The organism is Streptomyces sp. CGMCC 4.7035, assembly GCF_031583065.1.
Classification (GTDB): Bacteria; Actinomycetota; Actinomycetes; order Streptomycetales; family Streptomycetaceae; genus Streptomyces; species Streptomyces yaanensis.
Genome location: NZ_CP134053.1, coordinates 663,644 through 684,043 on the forward strand (window position 1 = coordinate 663,644; position 20,400 = coordinate 684,043).

Genomic DNA, 20,400 nt, shown 5'->3' on the forward strand with positions numbered 1-20,400 from the left:
GCCCCCGCGACGGCCAGAGCGCCCGTCCCTCTCAGGCGCCCGGCACCACCCGGCCCGTCACCTCACCGAGGCCCACCCGCGTCCCGTCCGGCCCCGGTGCCCATGCCGTGAGGGTCACCACGTCCCCGTCCTCCAGGAACGTCCGCTTGCCGTCCGGGAGTTCGAGCGGATCCCGCCCGTTCCAGGTCAGTTCGAGGAGCGAGCCGCGCTCGCCCTCCGTCGGGCCGCTCACGGTGCCCGAGCCGTACAGGTCGCCCGTCCGCAGCGACGCGCCGTTCACCGTCATGTGGGCCAGCTGCTGGGCGGCCGTCCAGTACATCGTCGAGAACGGCGGCTCGGAGACGACGTGGCCGTTGATCGCGACGGAGATGCGCAGGTCGTAACCCCCCGGTTCCTCCTGCGCGTCGTCCAGGTACGGAAGCAGCGCGTGCGTGCGCTCCGGCGGCGCCACCCGCGCCTGCTCCAGCGCGTCCAGCGGGGTGATCCACGCCGAGACCGACGTGGCGAACGACTTGCCGAGGAACGGCCCGAGCGGCACGTACTCCCAGGCCTGGATGTCCCGCGCCGACCAGTCGTTGAGCAGGCACAGCCCGAACACGTGGTCCCGGAACCCGGACAGCCCCACCGGCCGGCCCAGCTGCGAGGGGACCCCGACCACGAACCCGACCTCCGCCTCGATGTCCAGGCGGACGGAGGGTCCGAACACCGGTGCCGGGTCCGTGGGAGCCTTCCGCTGTCCCTGCGGCCGTACGACATCCGTGCCCGACACCACCACCGTCCCCGACCGGCCGTGGTAACCGATCGGCAGGTGCTTCCAGTTGGGGGTCAGGGAGTCCGCCGCGTCCGGGCGGAAGATCTGCCCGACATTGCGGGCGTGGTTCTCGGAGGCATAGAAGTCGACGTAGTCCGCGACCTCGAAGGGCAGGTGCAGGGTCACCTCGGAGAGCGGGTGCAGGAGCGGTTCGACGGTCTCCCGGTGCGCGGGCACCGTCACCCACGCCGTGAGCGCCCGGCGCACGTCCGACCAGGCCGTGCGCCCCGCGGCCAGCAGCGGGCCCAGAGTGGGCCGTGCGAGCAGGGAGGCGTAAGGGGAGCCGAGCGCCTTCGCGGCCGCGCCCGCGTCGAGCACGTGGTCGCCCAGGCGGACACCGACGGTCGGCTCGTCGGAGCCGCTCGGCGAGAAAACGCCGTAGGGGAGATTGTGCGGGCCGAAGGGGTCGCCCTCGGGGAGATCGAAGGGGGGCATCGGATGCTGCCTCGCTTTCGTGCACTTCAGGTGTGCCGTGCATGGGGTAGTTCCATGTGGTCGCCGCACACGTTACGGCCGAGTTGCCTGTCTTGGGCAGTGTCTAAAGAGTTTGCAATGTCCGGATTGGCCTTGTCGGAGGGGGCAATTCCGGCTTAGCGTCCTTTGGGGGACACGGACGGGGTGGGTCCGGTCCGTAGGGGGGACACGTGGGGGGACCCGTGGCCAGGAGCGCCGGCAGCGTGCCGTTCGACGCGGACCGCGACATTCCGGGGCTCATCGTGAAATTCGGCGACTACCCGCTGCATCACGGCGGGGTGGGCGCCATCCGCAGCCTTGGCCGGCTCGGCATTCCGATGTACGCGATCACCGAGGACCGATACACACCGGCCGCGGTCTCCCGCTATCTGCGGCGGGCCTTCGTGTGGCCGACCACCGGGACGGAGGAACCGGAGCGGTTAGTGGAGGGCCTGCTGCGGATCGGGCGCCGCATCGGCCGGCCGACGGTCCTCATCCCGACCGACGAAGAGGCCGCGGTGCTGATCGCGGAGCACCAGGAGGCCCTGGACGGCCCCTTCCTGTTCCCGAAGGTGGACGTCAAGCTTCCGCGCCGCCTCGCCAGCAAACAGGGCCTGCACGAACTGTGCGTGGAACACGGCATCCCGAGCCCGCAGGCGGCCTTCCCACAGTCGTACGACGACATCGTCGCCTTCGCCGAGAAGGCCCGCTTCCCGCTGGTGGCCAAGAACCGCGAGGCCTTCGTGCGGCGCAAACAGCCCGCTGTGAACGGGACGACGAAGATCGCCACCCGTGAGGGCCTGCTGACGCTCGCCCGCGACTGGGGCGAGCACCCCGGCGTGATCCTCCAGGAGTATCTGCCCCGGGAGCAGGCCGAGGACTGGATCGTGCACGCGTACTTCGACCGGGACTCGACCCCGCTCGCCCTGTTCACCGGCGTCAAGGTCCGCTCCTGGCCGCCGCACGCCGGGATGACGGCGAACGCGTATGTCGTCGACAACCCGGAACTCGCGGATCTCGCCGCGCGGTTCATCAAACAGATCGGCTTCACCGGCATCGTCGACCTCGACCTGCGCTTCGACCGGCGCGACGGACAGTACAAACTGCTCGACTTCAACCCGCGCATGGGCGCCCAGTTCCGGCTCTTCGAGAACGAGTCGGGTGTGGACGTCGTGCGCGCCATGCACCTGGACCTGACCGGCCGCACCGTCCCGGAGGGGGAACAACGCGCCGGCCACCGGTACATCGTGGAGAACATCGACCTGCCCGCCCTGCTCGCCTACCGCCGCAGCGGCTACACGACGCCGCACGCACCGGCCCGCGCGAGCGGTACGGAGCTGGCCTGGCTCGCGGGTGACGACCTGCGGCCGTTCTTCACGATGCTCGCGCGCTTCGTGCGGCCGGGCGCGAAGCACCTGTATCAGCTGTGGCGGACCAACCGCCGCGGCAGCACCACGAGCTCGGGCGGGTAGCCCGCTCGATCAGTCCCAACAGCTCCACCACGAAGTAGGCAAGTTGCGTCCTGGGGAGGGACTTCGTGATCCAACCGGTAGCAGTCATCGGCGCCGGGCCGTTCGGCCTGTCCACCGCCGCCCATCTGCGGGCGCGCGGTATCCCGGTCCGCGTCTTCGGCGAGCCCATGGTGAGCTGGCGCGACCACATGCCCGCGGGCATGCTCCTGAAGTCGACCCCCGTCGCCTCGAACATCGACGCCCCCCAGCGCGGCCACAACCTCGTCGACTACTGCGACGCGGCGGGCATCCCGCGGCTGGTGACGGACGAGGACATCATCCCGGTCGAGACGTTCATCGCGTACGGGGAGTGGTTCCAGCAGAAGCTGGTGCCCGAGCTGGAGCGGGTCCGGGTCGTCTCCGTGGACCGTCGGCAGGGCGGCGGCTTCGAGCTGAAGCTGGACTCGGGTGAGACGTTCACTGCGCGGGCGGTCGTGGTGGCGACCGGTCTGTCGGGTCTCGCCCACCTGCCCGCCGAGCTGGCCGTGGCGGCGGCGGACGGACCCACCCCCACGGGCCCCGTCTCCCACAGCTCCCAGCACCACGACCTGACCCGGTTCTCCGGAAAGGAGCTGCTGGTCGTCGGCGCCGGCCAGTCCGCCCTGGAGACGGCGGCGCTGGCGGCCGAGGCGGGCGCACAGGTGCGCGTGGTCTCGCGCGGCCGGGGCAAGGTCGACTTCGGCGCGCCCCCGTGGGACCAGCCGAAGCTGCGCCCCGAGTCGCCCTTCGGCCGCGCCTGGTCGCTGTGGGCGTTGAGCTACTACCCGCATCCGTACCGGTTCCTGCCCGCCCAGACCCGTCACTACCTGGTCCGCCGCGTCCTCGGCCCGCTCGGCGCGTGGTGGCTGCGCGACCGCTTCGAGGGCAAGGTGCAGGTGCGCGAGGTCGCCCGCATCGTCGGCGCGTCCGCCCCGGGCGGCACCCCGGCCCTGACGGTCCACACGCACGGGGGCCGCACGGAGGAACTGACCGCGGACCATGTCATCGCCGCGACGGGCTACCGCGTGGACATCGCCGCCATGGACTTCCTGGGCCACGAGCTGCGTACGGAACTGGCGGTGAGCCGAGGCACGCCCAAGCTCGGCGCGGGCTATGTGTCGTCCGTCCCGGGCCTGTACTTCACCGGCCTCCCGGCGGCGGCCTCGTACGGTCCGGTGATGCGCTTCGTGTGCGGCACGGAGTTCGCCTCACCGCGGCTGGCGAAGCATCTGGCGGCGGCGCACGGCTGAACCGGGGGAGCGGGGGGCGCGTACCGTCGCGCCCTCCGCCAGAAGGCGACCGCGTGACCACCCGGCGGAGGGTGGGCCTGCCCACTCCGGGGAGGGCCGCTCAACGGCGCGCCGGGAAACCATGGTTGGGGTCGGAGACCGTCGTCGGCCCGGAATCCATGACGCCGAACCGGGCACTCTACCGCGTAACGCCCGACGCGCACGGGATATCGGACGTCGTCCGGTTCGGGCCGAGCCGCTGGGGCGTTCCATCCGTATTCTCTGATCATGGCCGCACCCCTCGCATATTCACTGATCGCCACTGACCTGGACGGAACACTGCTGCGTGGTGACGACACGCTCTCCGACCGGTCAAGGGCCGCGCTGGTGCGGGCCGCGGTGGCCGGCGCACAGCACCTCGTGGTGACGGGGCGCCCGGCGCCGAGGGTGCGGCCGCTGCTCGACGACCTCGGCAGCAAGGGGCTCGCGGTGTGCGGACAGGGCGCGCAGGTGTACGACGTCGACGCGGACCGGCTGCTGTTCTCGGTCACCCTGGACCGGGAGTTGGCCGAGACCGCGCTCGGCAAGATCGAGGCCGAGGTGGGGCAGGTGTACGCGGCCGTCGACCAGGACGGGGTGGACGGGCTCACGCTCATCGAGCCCGGCTATCTGATGCCGCACCCCACCCTTCCCGCGGTGCGGGTCGAGCGGCGCGACGACCTGTGGTGCGAGCCCATCAGCAAGGTGCTGCTGCGCCATCATGCCCTGTCCGACGACGAGTTGGCGGAGGCGGCCCGCGGAGCTGTCGGCTCCCTCGCGTCGGTCACCATGTCCGGGCCCGGCACCGTCGAACTCCAGCCATGCGGCGTCACCAAGGCGACGGGGCTCGCGCTGGCCGCCGAGTACCTGGGCCTGTCCCGTTCGGCGACCATCGCCTTCGGTGACATGCCCAACGACATCCCCATGTTCGACTGGGCCGCGCACGGCGTCGCCATGGCCAACGCCCACCCCGAACTCAAGGCCGCCGCCGACGAGATCACCACGTCCAACGAGGACGACGGCATCGCCGTCGTCCTCGAGAGACTGTTCTGAGGCCGACCGGTCACCGGACCGGTCGACGGATCTCAGTACGCGCTGTTGACGTTGTCCATCGAGCCGTACCGGTGGTAGGCGTAGTTGCACGCGGCCGTGATGTTCGCCACCGGGTCGTAGATGTTCCACGACGTGCCCGGCACGTGGTAGGCGCGGAAGGTCGGGTCGATGACCTGGAGGAGTCCCTTGGACGGGATGCCCTTCCGGGCGTTCGAGTCCCAGAGGTTGATGGCGTTCGGGTTGCCCGAGGACTCACGCATCACGTTGCGGTAGATGCCGTTGTACGTGCCGGGGATTCCGTGCTGGCGCATGATGACCAGCGACTGGTTGATCCAGCCGTTGAGGTTGTTGGCGTACGTCGCCGTGCCGCGGGCGGCCGTGGCCGACACGGACGTGGTCGTGGCTGCGGAAGCGCCGGTCGCCCCCATGATCGGGAGAGCGAGAACGGCGGCACCGGTGCCCGCGACAGCGAGGGCACGGGTGATGCGGGCGGCCTTGGAGCCGCGGTCCTGACGGCGAGCGGGCAGGGCGAAAGCGGGCATGTGTGTATTCCTCTCCGGCGCCTGCGAAGTGAGCTGTCGGGTTCGGGCGGGGAGGTGCCCGGCCATGTCCTCGATGCCGAGGGCATGGCTTCACCCCGAGCCGTTCCGGCATGACGTCCGGATCGGCGGCTTACCTGGGTCCCCCGCTCCTGCCTTGGTGGGTTGATGGGTTCTCGAGCGGCGGCAGGATTCGGCGTTCCGCTCGGATCGAGATGGAACGTATGCGAGAGCACATGTCGGAAACAATGCCGTAAGTCACAGTCCTGTCCGATTGGCGGCGACATGGGGGAATGGCGGCAATGATCCAAAATGTTGAGCGAGGCTCAACTTGCCGTTCGCAAAGGGGAGTTTGGCGATCCGCCCGGAATGCCCCGCCTCGGGCGTTCGTGACCCATTTCACTCGCCCTGCCCGGTCGAGTGAGATCGGTAATTAAGCGAAGAAGAGCCGCAATTAGGACAAAAGGCTCAGTGATGCAGGCAACAGCCGTACGCCTGGTCGACGGTGCGGTTGGAGACCGCGTGCCCGAAAAGTCCGTTTTCTAGCCCATGGTTCGAGGAATCCGCTTCTCCCACGTCCGGTGGAAGACCACGTGGTCGCCGTCCCTGCAGATGATCTCGTCCGAGGTCACGAAGTCGGTGGCGGTGCAGGTGATGCCGGAGTGCGTCTCCACCCTGGCGTCCCATCCCGTCTCGGGGCGGTGCAGCCGGATCGACCAGTCCGAGCGGACGCGGGCGGTCAACGGGCCCGAGTCCTCGATGGTGTGCGTCTCCAGCGCGTCCTCGGTGACTTCGAGACCGTCCGGGTACACGCGGGTGCCGTCGTGGCGCGGGTCGGCCTCCAGGCGCCACTCGCCCTTCGCCACATCCCGCACCACCAGTCGTTCCGGGCGCGGTTCGTCGAAGGTGGCCGGGCAGCTGACCCCCAGCGGTTCCGACTGCTCCGGCTCCGCGAAGGTGATGGACGCCCCCGAGTCCCTTGTGCGCACGGGGAGTTCGAGGGAACTGCCCGCCGGATCCAGCGTGAAGCCCGCCTCCGAACCCGGCTGCGGCCACAGCCACGGCCAGTACGCGGAGGAGACGGCGAGGCGGATGCGATGGCCGGGCCGGAAGGCGTGTCCGATGCCGGACAGCTCGAACACGACGTCCTCGGTGGCCCCGGGCGTCCACGGAACCGGTCGGTCACCGCCGTGGCGCGCCGACAGGTTCAGCGCGCCACGGGTGACGAGCGTCGACGCCCCGTCGGGCGCCACATCGCACAGACGGGCCACCACCTGGCCGCGCGCCACCGGACAGGTCAGCCGCAGCCGCACCCGCGGCCGCCCCAGCACCCACGTCTCCTCCGCCGCCTCGAACTCGAAGCACGCCGACCTCGCGTCCTCCTCGCGCTGGTCGGTCGGCAGGTCGGCGTCGTTCCCGCGCGGGACGAAGCGGCCCGCGTCGAGCCCGGTGTGCATCGGGGACCGTACGGGCACGGGGGCACCCCGGAGCGCGTACGGGACCGGGGTGACGTTCGGCGACGGCCACGAGGGCTCGCCGACCCAGCGGCCCGGCAGCACGTCGTACGTCGTCGCCGGGGGATGCGAGTCGCCGACGTACGCACGCAGCGGCGGCTCCGCCATGACCCCCGTGTCCCTGCCCTTGAGCCAGTGGTCCCACCAGCGGAGCGTCTCCTGGAGGAAGCCGATCGCCGGGCCGGGCGACAGGCCATGGTCCGGGTACTGGTGCGACCACGGCCCGATCAGGCCCCGTACACGGTCGGACGGCAGGCGCTCCACGAGGCGGAACACGGTGTCCCGGTGGGGGTCGTGCCAGCCGCCCACCGCGAGGACGGCGGCCCGCACCGAGCCCAGGTCCTCGTCGATGTCGGCGCGCCGCCCCTGGCCGTCCCGCGTCCGGTGGGCCGGCCAGGCGTGGACGAACGGGTCCACCGCCGCCAGGCGCCGGGCCCAGACGTCCCGCCACACCGCGCCCACGTACGTCGGGTCCGGCGGCCGGGCCACGAACGCGAGCAGCGTCCCCGCCCGCGCGGGCAGGCCGCCGGTGAGAACGGAACCGCCCAGGTCGTGCACGTCGTTGTCCTGCCGGCCGTCCGGGGCGCAGACCGTGACGACCGCCTTGACCGGCTCGGGCGCGAGGGCCGCGATCCGGAGCGAGAGGAAGCCGCCCCGGGAGATGCCGAACAGGCCCACCCGGCCGTCGCACCAGGGCTGCGCGGCCAGCCATCGGACGACCTCGACGCCGTCGGACGGCTCGGTGGCCGCGCAGGGGTCGGCGGGCAGGCCGTCGGAGTTGCCGTGCCCGCGCGCGTCCACGCGCACGGAGGCGTAGCCGTGGCCCGCGTACCAGGGATGGCGCTGCCGGTCGCGGGGCGCGGTGGAGTCGGTGAGGCGGTCCGGGAGGTATTCGAGGAGGGCCGGTACGGGCTCTCCGGTCAGCGGACGCCACGCGCGCGCGTAGAGACGGGTGCCGTCCTGGAGCGGGATCCAGAAGTCGGCGTGGGTCGTCTCGTAGGGAAAGGACGTACGAATGAGCATGCGCGTGACCTCGGACTCCTGGGCGCCCTCGGCGGACCGGGCGTGTCGCGTCGGGGCCACCCCGGGCGCGGGGCGTGCGCCGCGGCGTGCGTGCGCCCGGTCGGGTGTCTGTGGCCGACCGCGCGTCCGCGTCCGGCCGGGTGACGGCGACCCGTGGGGTGCGTCGGGCGGACGTGCGAGGGGCACCTCGGGATGACGTACACCAGGGCGACGTACATCCGGCGGACCGGCAGGCTCCCGGCCCCCGGCCTGCTCCGAAGGCCTGATGCGGGGGCTTGGGGCCAGGGTCTGATGGGAGTGCCTGATGTGAGGGCCTGATGCGAGGGGCCGGTTCCGGCCGCCGAGGGCTGATGGGGCGATTTTCGATTATGGCGATGAATATGTGTTCATATCACCTGATCAAGAACATACCGTTCGTGATCCGATACCGCCCGGCCTGGAGCAGTGGGCGCTCGTGGTGATCGAAACGTGACCGGATACGCTGACTTGAGTGATGGCGGCGACAGATCGGCAAACTCGATGAGCGATGTCGGCAGGCAACGTCATCGCCCAAGTGATCGTCCTTGAGACCGACCGCGTGATCGTCAGCAGACGTCAGCAGACAGGAGACCCCACGTGACCGTCGTCGGGCCGTTCGGGCTGAGCGTGCGGGACCAGGCTCTGGAAGCCGATGTCCAGGCCGGATTGGCCGCTGTCGAGGAGGGGTTGCTCGACGCCACCAAGAGCGAGGTGCCCTTTATTACGGGAGCCGCGCAGCACCTGGTACGCGCGGGCGGGAAGCGGTTCCGTCCGCTGCTCGTGATGCTCGCGGCACAGTTCGGCGACCCGTACGCGCCCGGGGTCGTGCCCTCGGCCGTGGTCGTGGAGCTGACCCACCTCGCCACGCTGTACCACGACGACGTGATGGACGAGGCCGAGGTGCGGCGCGGGGTGGACAGCGCGAACACCCGCTGGGGCAACGCGGTCGCGGTCCTCACCGGTGACTTCCTGTTCGCGAGGGCGTCGCACATCCTGGCCGACCTCGGCCCGGAGGCGGTCCGCATCCAGGCGGAGGCGTTCGAGCGGTTGGTCACGGGCCAGATCCTGGAGACCGCGGGCCCGCGGGACGGTCGCGACCCGGTGGAGCACTACCTCGACGTCCTCGGTGGCAAGACGGGCTCGCTGGTGGCCGTGGCGTGCCGCTTCGGCGCGATGATGTCGGGCGCCGATGAGACGGTCGTGGATGTGCTGACGCAGTACGGCGAGCGGCTGGGCGTGGCGTTCCAGCTGGCCGACGACGTCCTGGACATCGCGTCGGACTCGCACGAGTCGGGGAAGACGCCCGGGACGGATCTGCGCGAGGGCATCCCCACCCTTCCGGTCCTGCGGCTGCGGGAACGCGCGGAACGCCTGGGGCAGCCGGAGGATGTCGCCCTGTGCGAGCTCCTCGACTCGGACCTCACGGACGACGCCCGCCATGCCGAGGCCCTTGCCCGTCTGCGTGTCCACCCGGCCCTGGAGCAGGCCCGCCGTGACACGGTCCGCTATGCGGAGGACGCCCGCTCGGCCCTGGCCCCGCTGCCGGAGTGCGGCGCGAAGGCGGCGCTGGTGGAGATGTGCGATGCGGTGGTGCACCGGGCGGGCTGATTCTCCCGGTCCGGTCCGTTCCGGTCCCGGCGCGGAGGGCCGGCTCCTGTCGGTCCCGGCTGCGGAGGGCCGGCTCCTGTGACACGCCCCGCGCATCCGTGACGTCTCATCATGCGTTTCGCTCGGGTGTGAGTCAGGTCACATGGTTGGATTGAGTTCGGAGCCCGGACGGGGTCCGTATCCATGCCCGGAAGCTGACGCAGGGGGCGTCGGCTCGGACACGGGGGAGATCTCCGATCATGCGCATTGACGCCACGTCCACGCAGCGCCGCAAGAGCCTGATCGTCATCGGCGTCGCCGTGGCCGCCGCGGCCGGGGTCGCCGCCACCGTGACGCCGGCCGTCGCCGCCGGCTCCGGGAGCGCGGGCCACGGGCAGACCGCCGTCACCAGGAGCGGCACCCTCGCGGAAAGCGGCGGCACCATCCTGGCCACCAGTCTCCGTGGCGCCAACGAGGTGCCCGCGGCCGGCGGCCCCGCCGTCGGCGACAAGAACGGCAGCGCCCTGGAGTTCGTCAAGGTCGAGGGCGACACCGTCTCCGTCGCCGTCAGCTGGCACCACACCGGCAGGCCCACCCGGCTCCACATCCACCAGGGCGCCAAGGGCGTCAACGGCGACCTTGAGATCGACTTCAGCAAACTGCTGAAGAAGGGCGTCAAGGGGCACAGCGTCGTCGGGAGCGTCAAGGTCACGGACGCCACCCTGCTCTCGCGGCTCAAGACCGACCCCGGCTCCTTCTACGCCAACCTGCACACCGCCGAGTTCCCCGGCGGAGCCGTCCGCGGCCAGCTCCACAACGTCACCACCGCCTTCGACTTCCGTCACGCCCTGCACAACTTCCAGGCCTCCGTGGTGAAGGGCAATCAGATCTACGAGTGCAAGGCGGCCGCGGGCGGCGGGTACGCCTTCGCGCAGCGGGACGTCTCCGCCGAGCTGCGCCACAACATCCGGCACTCCTTCGTGGCGCCCAACTCCGGCACGCCGCAGTGGGCCGCCCCCGACGGCAGCGCCGTCACCGGCACGGTCCTGACCAGGACCCCGAACGGCGACGGGAACATCGCGGAACTCGACCTGAGGGCAACCCCTTCCGGCAAGGACCACGGCCTGCTCGCGCGCACCGCCGAGATCCTGCGCCTGAACACGGTCGGCGGCGTCGCACCGGCCGGTTCCTGCACGCCCGGCGCGATCGTGGGCGTTCCCTACCAGGCGGACTACGTCTTCGTTCAGGGCTGAGCGAGGACCTCGTCCCGGGCGGCGCCTGCCCCGCACGACCCCTACGGGTCGAGGGGTGGCGCCGCCCCTTCATGTCATACCCCAGCAGTACACGGAGTTGAGTCCGAGGGCTGACGTTTCGCGCGGGCCGATTTGGTCTGATTGAGACCACCACCTCACAGGAGTTCGGGTGAGAATGGCGGCGCAGGGGTGGACGAGTGCACGGACAGTAGGCCGCCGCCGACGACGGAGGTAAGGCACACATGGCACCGTACGAATCCGACGACAGCACACCCGCCGGTGAGGCCAAGGACGTACGCGACGGGCGGCGCGCGGCCGCGCGGTACGTCGTACCGGTCGCGGTGGTGGGAGTGGCGGCGGCCACCATCGGGCTCGTCCCGGCGTTCGCCGGATCAGGCGACCCGGACCTGCCGAAGATCAGCGCGCAGCAGCTCATCGAGAAGATCGCCAAATCGGACGTCCAGCAGGTGTCCGGCACGGTGAAGATCAGCACGGACCTGGGCCTGCCCGACCTGGGCGGGCTGGAGAGCAGCCTCGCCTCGGGCGCGCTCTCCCAGGGCGCGGGGGGCAAGGGCGACTCGGCGGCCGACCCGAGCTCCAAACTGCTCGAACTGGCCTCCGGTACCCACACCCTGCGGATCGCCGCCGACGGCGAGGACAAGCAGAAGGTGTCGCTCATCGAGAAGGCCGCCGAGTACAGCGTCATCCGCGACGGCGACGACGTGTGGGCGTACGACAGCGCGTCGAACGAGGCGTACCACGTGGCCGGCGCGGGTGAGCACAAGAGCGGGAAGGCGACCCCCGAGGACCTGCCCGTCACGCCGAAGGACCTGGCCGAGGAGGCCCTGAAGGCCGCGGACAAGACGACCTCGGTGACCGTCGACGGTACGGCCCAGGTCGCGGGCCGGGACGCGTACAAGCTGGTCATCAGGCCGAAGCAGTCGGGCACCACGGTCGGCGCGATCAGCATCGCGGTGGACGCGAAGACCGGGTTGCCGCTGAAGTTCACGCTGACCCCGGCGTCGGGCGGCGCGGCCGTCGTGGACGCGGGCTTCACCGAGGTGTCGTTCGCCAAGCCGGCGGCTTCGACGTTCGACTTCACACCGCCCAAGGGCACGAAGGTCACCGAGGGCGACGACCTGAAGGCCGACCTGGAGGACGGGCAGAAGGCCGGCCTGAAGGACGGGCAGAAGGCCGGCCTGAAGGGTGAGTACAAGGCCGGTCTGAAGGTCCTGCCCAAGGGTGCGGAGGGGACGGCGCAGGGCACCGAGCCGAAGACCATCGGCGAGGGCTGGAACACGATCGTCGTGCTCGACAGCGGCAGCAAGGGCGGGGTGCCCTCGGGTTCGGCGTCCGACGGCAGCCCGGTCTCCGGTTTCCTCGACTCGCTCGGCGATCACGTCACCGGCAAGTTCGGCTCGGGCACGGTCTTCTCGACGCGCCTGGTCAACGCCCTGATGACGGACGACGGCAAGGTGTACGCCGGCGCGGTCACCAAGGACGCGCTGGTGAAGGCGGCGAACGCGGGGAAGTAGCCCCCGTACGCACTGCACGAGCAGGAGAGCCCATGGAGGAACTGTCCGCCGCGGAAGCGGAGCCGGAGGCGGCGGCGAGGGCGAGGGCGGGGACGGCCGGGAGCGACGACCCGGACGCCCCGGCCATCGCCACCCGTGCCCTCACCAAGCGCTACCGCGGCGGGCAGCTCGCCGTGGACGGGCTGGATCTGACCGTCCCGGCGGGCAGCGTCTTCGGCTTCCTCGGGCCGAACGGCTCCGGCAAGACCACCACCATCCGCATGCTGATGGGCCTGATCGAGCCCACCTCGGGCACGGCGCGCGTTCTGGGGAAGCCCATGCCCCGCGCCGCCCGTGCCGTGCTCCCGCACGTCGGCGCCCTCATCGAGGGCCCGGCGCTGTACGGCTTCCTCTCCGGCCGCGACAACCTCTTGCGGTACGACGCCGCCGACCCCACCGCCGACCCACGCACCCGGCGCACGCGCGTCGAGGCCGCCCTGGACCGGGTCGGCCTCGCGGCGGCCGCGGGCAAGAAGGCGAAGGCCTACTCCCTGGGCATGAAGCAGCGACTCGGGCTCGCGGCCGCGCTGCTCCAGCCCCGTAGGCTGCTGGTCCTGGACGAGCCGACCAACGGCCTCGACCCGCAGGGCATGCGCGAAATCCGCTCCCTCGTACGGGAACTGGCGTCCGACGGCACGACCGTCTTCCTCTCCTCCCACCTGCTCGACGAGATCGAGCAGGTCTGCACGCACGCCGCGGTGATGGCGCAGGGCCGGCTGATCACACAGGGCGCGGTGACGGACCTGGCCGCCGGGGCGCGCGGACGCCTCGTCGTCACGACCCCCGACGTGAGCGACGCGGCCCGCGTCCTGAAGGAACAGGGCGTGGCCGACGTCGTGGTGGAGGAGGACCGGGTGACGGGCGAACCCCCGGACCGCGAACCGGCCGACGTGAACGCCGCGTTGGTCACCGCCGGGGTCCGCGTCCGCGGCTTCGGCATCGAACGCGCCTCCCTGGAGGACGCGTTCGTCGCGCTGACGGGAGAGGGCTTCGATGTCGCGGGTTGAGGCGGTCGGGACGAGCCGGGCGGAAGCGCCGCGCGGGCCGAACCCGTTGTGGGCCTTCGGCCTGCTGCGCAGTGAGCTGGTGACCACCTTCCGGCGCTGGCGCACGATCGCGCTGCTGGGCGTGCTGGCCGCAGTGCCGATCCTGGTGGGGATCGCCGTCAGGATCGAGACGAGCGACGGGTCCGGTGCCGGCGGGCGCGGGGGCGGGGGCGGCCCGGCGTTCATCGCGCAGATCACCAACAACGGACTGTTCCTGGTGTTCACGGCACTGGCCGCGACGCTCCCGTTCTTCCTGCCGATGGCGATCGGCGTCATCGCGGGCGACGCGATCGCGGGCGAGGCGAACTCCGGCACGCTGCGCTATCTCCTGGTCGCCCCCGCCGGCCGTACCCGCCTGCTGCTCACCAAGTACGCGACCACGATGGCCTTCTGCCTCGTCGCGACCCTGGTCGTCGCGGTCTCGGCGCTCGCGGTGGGCGCGCTGCTGTTCCCGCTGGGCGATCTGACGACGATCTCGGGCACGCGCATCAGCTTCGCCGAAGGGCTGGGCCGGGCCCTGCTGATCGCGCTGGTCGTCGCCGCGTCGCTGATCGGCGTGGCGGCCCTGGGGCTGTTCATCTCCACCCTCACCAACAGCGGCATCGCGGCGATGGCGACCACGGTCGGCCTGCTGATCACGGTCCAGATCCTCGACCAGATACCCCAGTTGCACGCGCTCCAGCCGTACTTCTTCTCGCACTACTGGCTGTCCTTCGCGGACCTCATGCGCGACCCGGTCTACTGGGACGACCTGGTCCGCAACCTCGGCCTCCAGGCCCTGTACGCGGCGGTGTTCGGCTCGGCGGCCTGGGCGCGCTTCACCACGAAGGACATCACGGCGTAGGGCGTACGACGCCGGGAGCGAGGTCGAGCAGCAGTGCCATCACCCCCACCAGGGTGGCGCTGCTGACGATCTCGCCGCGCTCGATCATCGCGCGCACCTCCGACAGCGGAATCCACTCCAGCCGGTCCGACTCGTTGCGCTCGGTCGGTTCACCGACGCGTGTGGCGTCGTCCGTACGGAACACGAAGTGCCGGGAATCGGTGATACCGGCCGCGGGTTCGGCGTTCACGAGCGGTCGCAGCGAGCCCGGGCGCCAGCCCGTCTCCTCCTCGAGCTCCCGCCCGGCCGCCGCGGCGGGCTCCTCACCGTCCTCGACGAGGCCCATGGGCAGCTCCCAGGCCCAGGTGTCGGTGACGAAGCGGTGGCGCCACATCATCAGCACGCGCTGTTCGCGGTCGACAGCCGCGGTGACGGCGAGGTCCCGCAACCTGACGACGTGATAGTCGCAGCGCCTTCCGTCGGGCTGTTCGACGTCGAGCGAACGCAGTCGCACCCAGGGCGTCTCGTACAGCGCACGCTCCCCGTGGACGGTCCAGCGCATACTCACCGCACCCCCCACCGACTGCCGGACGAGGTGACCGAGCCGGTCAGACGGGCGAGTGACGCGCACTCGCGCGGTGGCCGGCCGCTCAGGTCACCGATGCGCCAGTCCGGCACCCACGGCACGCGATAGACGTCGAGCAGCGACTCGATGACCTTGACGTGCTGGGCGAGCGGGCGCGGCAGCCGGCCCGGCGCGTCCGCGACCAGCACGATGGCGTCGAGGTCGAGCCCGGGCGGCGCCTCGCCCCGCTGGAAGAGTTCGAGGGACCGCAGGGCGGTGTGCAGACCGGTCGCATGGGTTCGTGCGACCAGGAGCACGGACGCGGGTTCGTCCTGGTCCGGGCGGGGCCAGCCGCGGCCCGCGTCGAACCCGCCGAAGACGGCGGCGAGCGTCGAGGCACCGGCGCCGCCGTGCGTGGCCACCCAGGCGAACCGCCGCGGACTCGCGGCGCGCTGGGGCGCCACCGGACGCGGCGGGGTGTCACCCACCGGCCCCCGAACCCAGATCTCGGGCCCGCCGGGCCCCTGTTGCGCGATCCCCTGCATCGCTACTCTCCTCGGTCGGTCGTTCGCCCAAACGATCTTCCGGTGAGGTGCGGGACTTGGGTAGCGGGGGACGAGGTCCTGGGACGAGCCTGTGACGCTGCGGTGACGCCGGCCGGAGACGGTGGCGGGAGACTCGACCGCGTACGTACGTCTCCGTACGAATGTCCGGAGCCGGAGACCGAGGGGAGCCGATGTCGAGCGGGGGCGGGAACGCCTTGGAGAGTCCTGTGGTGGGCCCAACGGGCGTCGGCCGCCGGCCTGTTGCCGGACGGCCGGACACTGTGGGCACGCCCGCCGCCGGGACGGTGGACGGGTCCCGGGGGACGGGCAGCGGTCGTACCGCCGTCGTGGCCACGCCGGTGGTGTGCGGCCCGCGTACGCTGGGCGCTTGTGCGCCGTCCGTGGAGGACATGGCGACGTCTCCCTCCTCCGCCACCGCCGCCCTTTTCTCGACCGACCGACCCGAGTGAGGGAACGAACCATGTCTCGACTCAGCCGCGAACAGAATCGGGGGCGCCCTGCGGTGGGGGCCGCGCCCGAGGGAGGTGCGGGCTCCGGGGTGACGCCGATCGAGGTACATGTGCCGGCGGCCGCGCGGGACGGGGTGCCGGGCCTGGGGGCGACCGTCGGCGGGATGCCGGTGGCCGCCGGGCCCGGGGAGTCGGTCCAGCAGACCGTCCTGAACCACCTCCACCGCCTCACGCTGGCCACGGGGCACCCCGTCCTCGCGACGGTCCACGACGAACGGATCGGCTTCGTCGTACCGATCCAGGTGCACGCGGACGGCTCCAGCGAGCTCACCGGGGAGCCGGTGCGCATGGGGGCGCCTGCGGAGACCGACAGCCATCCGACACCGGATCCGACGGCGCCCCGGCCGGCCCCGGATCCGACGGCACTGCGGCCCGCACCGGATCCGACGGCACCGCGGCCCGCATCGGATCCGACGGCACCGCGGCCCGCACCGGCACGGGGGACCCCCGCGTCCGTGTCGGAGGAGCGCCCGACGCTTACGCCCGCGCCGGTGGAGCGCCCGGCGCCCGCGTCCGCGCCACAAGCCACTCCGGCTGCGTCGCAAGTCGCCCCGCTTCAGCCGCCTACGTTCGCGTCGCAAGCCGCTTCGGCTGCGCCGCAGGTCGCCCCAGCCGCGTCGCAAGTCGCCCCGCCCTCGCTGCCTCAGCCGCCCGAGCCCGCCCCTCCGGTTGTCCCGGCCTTCTCGGCCGACCCCGTTCCCCACTCGGTCGGCCCCATCCCCGAGTCAGGGGAGTCCGTCCAGGACGGTGGCCCCGCTCGCCCCGGTGGCGTCGTCGACACGTTCGTTCTGCGGGCCGTGGCCGAGCAGGGTCCGTTGATCAGCGCGACGACCGGTCCTGCCCAGGTGCTGCCGGGTGCCGCCGATGACGGTGCCCTCCCGCTTCCGCCGCCCGAGACCCGGGCCCCCGGCACGGTCTCCCCGCCGACGGGGGTCTTCGGCCCGCCGCCGGTGGTCCCCCCTGTCGCCTTTCCCACCACGCAGCAGCCCCCCACCTGGCCCGCGCCCGCCCCCTCCCTCGCGCAGGCCCCCGAGGTCCCCCTCCCCCCGACCACGGACGCCGACCCCGGCCCGGATCCCCGCTCCGCTCCTGACATGAGGCCCACCGCGCTCCTGCGGGCAGTTCCGGTCTCCGAGGTCGAGGAGGAGACCAAGGAGCCGCCGGTGCGGGAGTTCGAAGTCGCCGAGGCCGTCCTCGCACCGGAGTCGGGGTCCGTGCCCCCGGACGGCACGGGCGGTCCGACCGCCGAACCCCTGGCCCGGATCAACGCGGCCGTGAGGCAGGGCCAAATCGAGGAGGCCGCCGCGATGGCCGAGCAGGCCGTCACCGAGGCCGCCGTGACCCTCGGCGCCGACCATCCCGACGTACTGCGCCTGCACGAGCTCACGGCCTATATCGCCTACTTGGCCGGTGACGCGCTGCGCTCGTTCCAGCTCTCCCTCGAACTGGCCCGGCTCCGCCACCGCCTGCGCGATCCCCGCGGCGCCTACGGCGACGTGCAGAGCGCGGCGGCCGCCTGGCGTGCCGTCCGCGATCCGGTCCAGGGCCTGGACCTCGGCCACGACCTCATCGGCGTGTGGAGCGAACTCGCCGCCGGCGAGGGCCCCGCCGCGGACGACCTCGACCAACTGGAGCGCGCCCGTACGCGCATGGGCCGCCTCGCCGAACGTGCCCGCACGGCCGCAGGCGGCGAGCCCCCGCACGGCCGGTGACCGGGGAGGGCCGCTCCCTACCCGGGGCGGCCCTCACCTCGTACTTCCGCTGATCCCGCCTGCGACCGTGCCATCGGTCGCGCCGCCGGGCGCCGACGAGGCCGTGACAGCGGCACTCGGCACCACGGACCGCTCGCCGAGGCTGCGCGCCGCCCGGCGGGCCGTGCGCAGCGCGTCGCCGGTCAGCAGCGACAGTGCGAGCCAGACCAGCGCGAAGCCCGCCCAGCGCTCGGGCGGCATGGCCTCGTGGAAGTAGAAGATGCCCAGCAGGAACTGGAAGACCGGCGCCAGGTACTGCAACAGCCCCAGCGTGGACAGCGGCACGCGGATCGCGGCGGCGCCGAAGCAGACGAGGGGGAGCGCGGTGACGACACCGGTGGCCGCGAGCAGCGCCGCGTGCCCCGTGCCGTGAGAGGTGAACGTCGAGTCGCCGTGCGCCGAAAGCCACAGCAGGTACGCCAGCGCCGGCAGGAACTGCACGGCGGTCTCCGCGGCCAGCGACTCGATGCCGCCCAGGTTGACCTTCTTCTTCACCAGGCCGTACGTGGCGAAGGAGAAGGCGAGGCAGAGCGAGATCCATGGCGGACGGCCGTAGCCGATGGTCAGGACGACAACGGCGGCGAAGCCGACCGCGACCGCCGCCCACTGGACGGGCCGCAGCCGCTCCTTCAGGATCAGCACGCCCATCGCTATGGTGACGAGCGGGTTGATGAAGTAGCCGAGTGAGGCCTCCACCACGTGGCCGGAGTTCACGGCCCAGATGTAGACGCCCCAGTTCACGGTGATGACCGCCGCGGCGATCGTGATCAGTCCCAGTCGGCGCGGCTGCCGCAGCAGCTCTCCTGCCCACGCCCAGCGCCGCAGCACCAACAGGGCCAGCGCCACCAGGACCAGGGACCAGACCATCCGGTGGGCGAGGATCTCCATCGCCCCGGCGGGCTTCAGCAGCGGCCAGAAGAGGGGGACGAGCCCCCACATCCCGTACGCCGCGAAGCCGTTCAGCAGACCTGTCCGCCGCTCACCCCTCGACTTCTCGCCCACGGGCCCCTCCTTCTCGCGTGACTGCCGCCGTGCGGCACTCACGAAGGTAACGCGAGCGCCCCCGCCTGTCATGCCCGTATCGCCATACGGTCATGACAGGCGGGGGTCGGGGTGCTCAAGAAGCAGAGGCGCTCAGGGAGCAGAAGGACCAGCCCGGGGGTACCAGCCCTAGGGTTCAGCCCTTGAGGGCGGCGGCGATCGCCTCGGAGATCGGGGTGGTCGGGCGGCCGGCCAGTCGGGACAGGTCGCCGCCGGCGACGACCAGCTCGCCCTTCTCGATGGAGGCGTCCACGCCCCCGAAGACGGCGGCGAGCGGCTCGGGCAGACCGGCGCCGGTCAGGATGCCGATGTAGGCCTCCAGCGGGACGGAGTTGTAGACGATCTCCTTGCCGCTCTGCTTGCTGATCTCGGCGGCGTACTCGGCGAAGCCCCATGCCTCGTCGCCACCCAGCTCGTACGTCTTGTTCTCGTGGCCCTCGCCGGTCAGCACGGCGACGGCGGCGGCCGCGTAGTCGGCGCGGGAGGCGGAGGAGACCCGGCCCTCGCCGGCGGCCTGGACGACCGCGCCGTGCTCCAGCACCGGGGCGAGGTTCTCGGTGTAGTTCTCGTGGTACCAGCCGTTGCGCAGCAGGGCGTAGGGCAGGCCGGAGGAGACCAGGGCCTCCTCGGTGGCGCGGTGGTCGTCGACGAGCGCGGCCTTCAGGCTGCCGGGGGCGCTGGTGTAGGCGAGGAGGGCGACACCGGCAGCCTTGGCGGCGTCGATGACGACCTTGTGCTGCTGGACCCGGCCCTTGTCGAACTCGTTGCCGGAGATCAGCAGCACCTTGTCGCCGGCGGAGAAGAGGCCGTCGAAGGTCTCGGGAGCGTTGTAGTCGGCGACCGCGATCCGCACACCGCGGTCCGCGAAGTCGGCGGCCTTCTCCGGGGTGCGGACGACCGCGGTGATCCGGTCCGCCGGAACCTTCTCCAGCAGCTGCTCCACGACGTGGCGGCCGAGGTGGCCGGTGGCTCCGGTGACGACGATGCTCATGACTTGGTTCTCCTTGTGGGGTGCGTCTGGCACTTACCCTAGGAGATGTACTAACTCTTCGAAAGTACCCACTTTGAAGTAAGGTACTGGTATGGCAGTAAGTACCTCAGCCGTCGGCGGAGCCGACGTCACCGGAGCGGGCGCCGCCGAGGCGATGTGCCCCTACCGCCTCGTCCTGGAGCATGTGACCAGCCGTTGGGGCGTCCTCGTCCTGATCGAGCTCCTCGACCGCCCCCATCGCTTCAGCGAGCTGCGCCGGGCGATCGGGCAGGTGGCCCGCGTCAGCGAGAAGATGCTCACCCAGACCCTGCAGACCCTGGAGCGCGACGGCCTGGTCCACCGCGACGCCAAGCCGGTGATTCCGCCGAGGGTCGACTACTCCCTCACCGACCTGGGCCGCGAGGCGGCGGAACAGGTGCGTGCGCTGGCGTCCTGGACGCACGAGCGCATGGCCGAGGTCGAGCGGGCCCGCCAGTCGTACGACGAGGCCCGGGCACTGAAGGCCCGGGCCTCGTAGAGCGCGGG

Annotated in this window: 17 protein-coding genes and 1 riboswitch; of the genes, 10 read left to right on the top strand and 7 right to left on the bottom strand. The window is 71.7% G+C overall.

Translation table 11 applies throughout. The annotated features are described in order from the left end of the window. Positions 1–31 precede the first annotated feature (31 nt). Positions 32–1,246 (bottom strand): fumarylacetoacetase, encoded by a 1,215-nt coding sequence (gene fahA, locus Q2K21_RS02920; protein WP_310763837.1) that lies wholly within the window; start codon positions 1,244–1,246, stop codon positions 32–34. Between the two features lie 242 nt (positions 1,247–1,488). Here fahA and Q2K21_RS02925 point away from each other — a divergent pair, with 242 nt between their 5' ends. From Q2K21_RS02925 to Q2K21_RS02935, 3 genes are all read left to right on the top strand, one after another. Continuing rightward, positions 1,489–2,736: a carboxylate--amine ligase gene (locus Q2K21_RS02925; RefSeq protein ID WP_386276155.1), complete on the top strand. Its 1,248-nt coding sequence runs from the start codon at positions 1,489–1,491 to the stop codon at positions 2,734–2,736. 65 nt (positions 2,737–2,801) lie between these two features. Then, on the top strand, positions 2,802–4,004 hold the full coding sequence (locus Q2K21_RS02930) for an FAD-dependent oxidoreductase (protein WP_310763841.1): 1,203 nt from the start codon (positions 2,802–2,804) through the stop codon (positions 4,002–4,004). Between the two features lie 267 nt (positions 4,005–4,271). Further along, complete coding sequence (locus tag Q2K21_RS02935) at positions 4,272–5,075, top strand: HAD family hydrolase (protein ID WP_310763842.1); 804 nt, start codon at positions 4,272–4,274, stop codon at positions 5,073–5,075. A 32-nt stretch (positions 5,076–5,107) separates the two neighbouring features. Here the strand turns inward: Q2K21_RS02935 and Q2K21_RS02940 are convergent, their stop codons facing one another. Continuing rightward, positions 5,108–5,617 (bottom strand): transglycosylase SLT domain-containing protein, encoded by a 510-nt coding sequence (locus tag Q2K21_RS02940; RefSeq protein ID WP_386276152.1) that lies wholly within the window; start codon positions 5,615–5,617, stop codon positions 5,108–5,110. A 3-nt stretch (positions 5,618–5,620) separates the two neighbouring features. Beyond that, a riboswitch (cyclic di-AMP (ydaO/yuaA leader) is annotated at positions 5,621–5,823 on the bottom strand. A gap of 333 nt (positions 5,824–6,156) precedes the next feature. Next, positions 6,157–8,151 (bottom strand): CocE/NonD family hydrolase, encoded by a 1,995-nt coding sequence (locus tag Q2K21_RS02945; RefSeq protein WP_310763844.1) that lies wholly within the window; start codon positions 8,149–8,151, stop codon positions 6,157–6,159. Positions 8,152–8,766: 615 nt separating this feature from the next. Between Q2K21_RS02945 and Q2K21_RS02950 the strand changes: the two genes are divergently transcribed. The 5 genes from Q2K21_RS02950 to Q2K21_RS02970 all read left to right on the top strand — a co-directional run bounded on the left by Q2K21_RS02950 (position 8,767) and on the right by Q2K21_RS02970 (position 14,473). Further along, positions 8,767–9,777: a polyprenyl synthetase family protein gene (locus Q2K21_RS02950; RefSeq protein WP_310763847.1), complete on the top strand. Its 1,011-nt coding sequence runs from the start codon at positions 8,767–8,769 to the stop codon at positions 9,775–9,777. Positions 9,778–10,016: 239 nt separating this feature from the next. Continuing rightward, the gene (locus tag Q2K21_RS02955; RefSeq protein WP_310763849.1) at positions 10,017–11,009 is read left to right on the top strand and encodes a CHRD domain-containing protein; all 993 of its coding nucleotides are present in this window, start codon (positions 10,017–10,019) and stop codon (positions 11,007–11,009) included. Positions 11,010–11,251: 242 nt separating this feature from the next. Further along, positions 11,252–12,544: a LolA family protein gene (locus Q2K21_RS02960; protein WP_310763850.1), complete on the top strand. Its 1,293-nt coding sequence runs from the start codon at positions 11,252–11,254 to the stop codon at positions 12,542–12,544. A 32-nt stretch (positions 12,545–12,576) separates the two neighbouring features. Continuing rightward, positions 12,577–13,590 carry an ABC transporter ATP-binding protein gene (locus tag Q2K21_RS02965; protein WP_310763852.1) on the top strand — a complete coding sequence of 338 codons (1,014 nt, stop codon included), beginning with the start codon at positions 12,577–12,579 and terminating at the stop codon, positions 13,588–13,590. Then, positions 13,577–14,473, top strand: coding sequence for an ABC transporter permease (locus tag Q2K21_RS02970; protein WP_310763854.1), 897 nt, complete (start codon positions 13,577–13,579; stop codon positions 14,471–14,473). The genes Q2K21_RS02965 and Q2K21_RS02970 overlap by 14 nt, the downstream gene beginning before the upstream one ends. Here the strand turns inward: Q2K21_RS02970 and Q2K21_RS02975 are convergent. Both Q2K21_RS02975 and Q2K21_RS02980 read right to left on the bottom strand, forming a co-directional pair. After that, positions 14,463–15,014 carry an NUDIX hydrolase gene (locus Q2K21_RS02975; protein WP_310763855.1) on the bottom strand — a complete coding sequence of 184 codons (552 nt, stop codon included), beginning with the start codon at positions 15,012–15,014 and terminating at the stop codon, positions 14,463–14,465. The two genes, Q2K21_RS02970 and Q2K21_RS02975, sit on opposite strands and share 11 nt — an antisense overlap. Positions 15,015–15,016: 2 nt before the next feature. Then, positions 15,017–15,562: a DUF6668 family protein gene (locus Q2K21_RS02980; protein WP_310763857.1), complete on the bottom strand. Its 546-nt coding sequence runs from the start codon at positions 15,560–15,562 to the stop codon at positions 15,017–15,019. A 481-nt stretch (positions 15,563–16,043) separates the two neighbouring features. Here Q2K21_RS02980 and Q2K21_RS02985 point away from each other — a divergent pair, with 481 nt between their 5' ends. Further along, positions 16,044–17,804: a hypothetical protein gene (locus Q2K21_RS02985; protein WP_310763858.1), complete on the top strand. Its 1,761-nt coding sequence runs from the start codon at positions 16,044–16,046 to the stop codon at positions 17,802–17,804. Positions 17,805–17,837: 33 nt separating this feature from the next. Here Q2K21_RS02985 and rarD read toward each other — a convergent pair whose 3' ends face one another. Further along, positions 17,838–18,845: an EamA family transporter RarD gene (rarD, locus tag Q2K21_RS02990; RefSeq protein ID WP_310763859.1), complete on the bottom strand. Its 1,008-nt coding sequence runs from the start codon at positions 18,843–18,845 to the stop codon at positions 17,838–17,840. Between the two features lie 175 nt (positions 18,846–19,020). After that, positions 19,021–19,875: an SDR family oxidoreductase gene (locus tag Q2K21_RS02995; protein WP_310763860.1), complete on the bottom strand. Its 855-nt coding sequence runs from the start codon at positions 19,873–19,875 to the stop codon at positions 19,021–19,023. Positions 19,876–19,966: 91 nt separating this feature from the next. Between Q2K21_RS02995 and Q2K21_RS03000 the strand changes: the two genes are divergently transcribed. Next, positions 19,967–20,392 carry a winged helix-turn-helix transcriptional regulator gene (locus Q2K21_RS03000; protein WP_310763861.1) on the top strand — a complete coding sequence of 142 codons (426 nt, stop codon included), beginning with the start codon at positions 19,967–19,969 and terminating at the stop codon, positions 20,390–20,392. Positions 20,393–20,400: the final 8 nt, after the last annotated feature.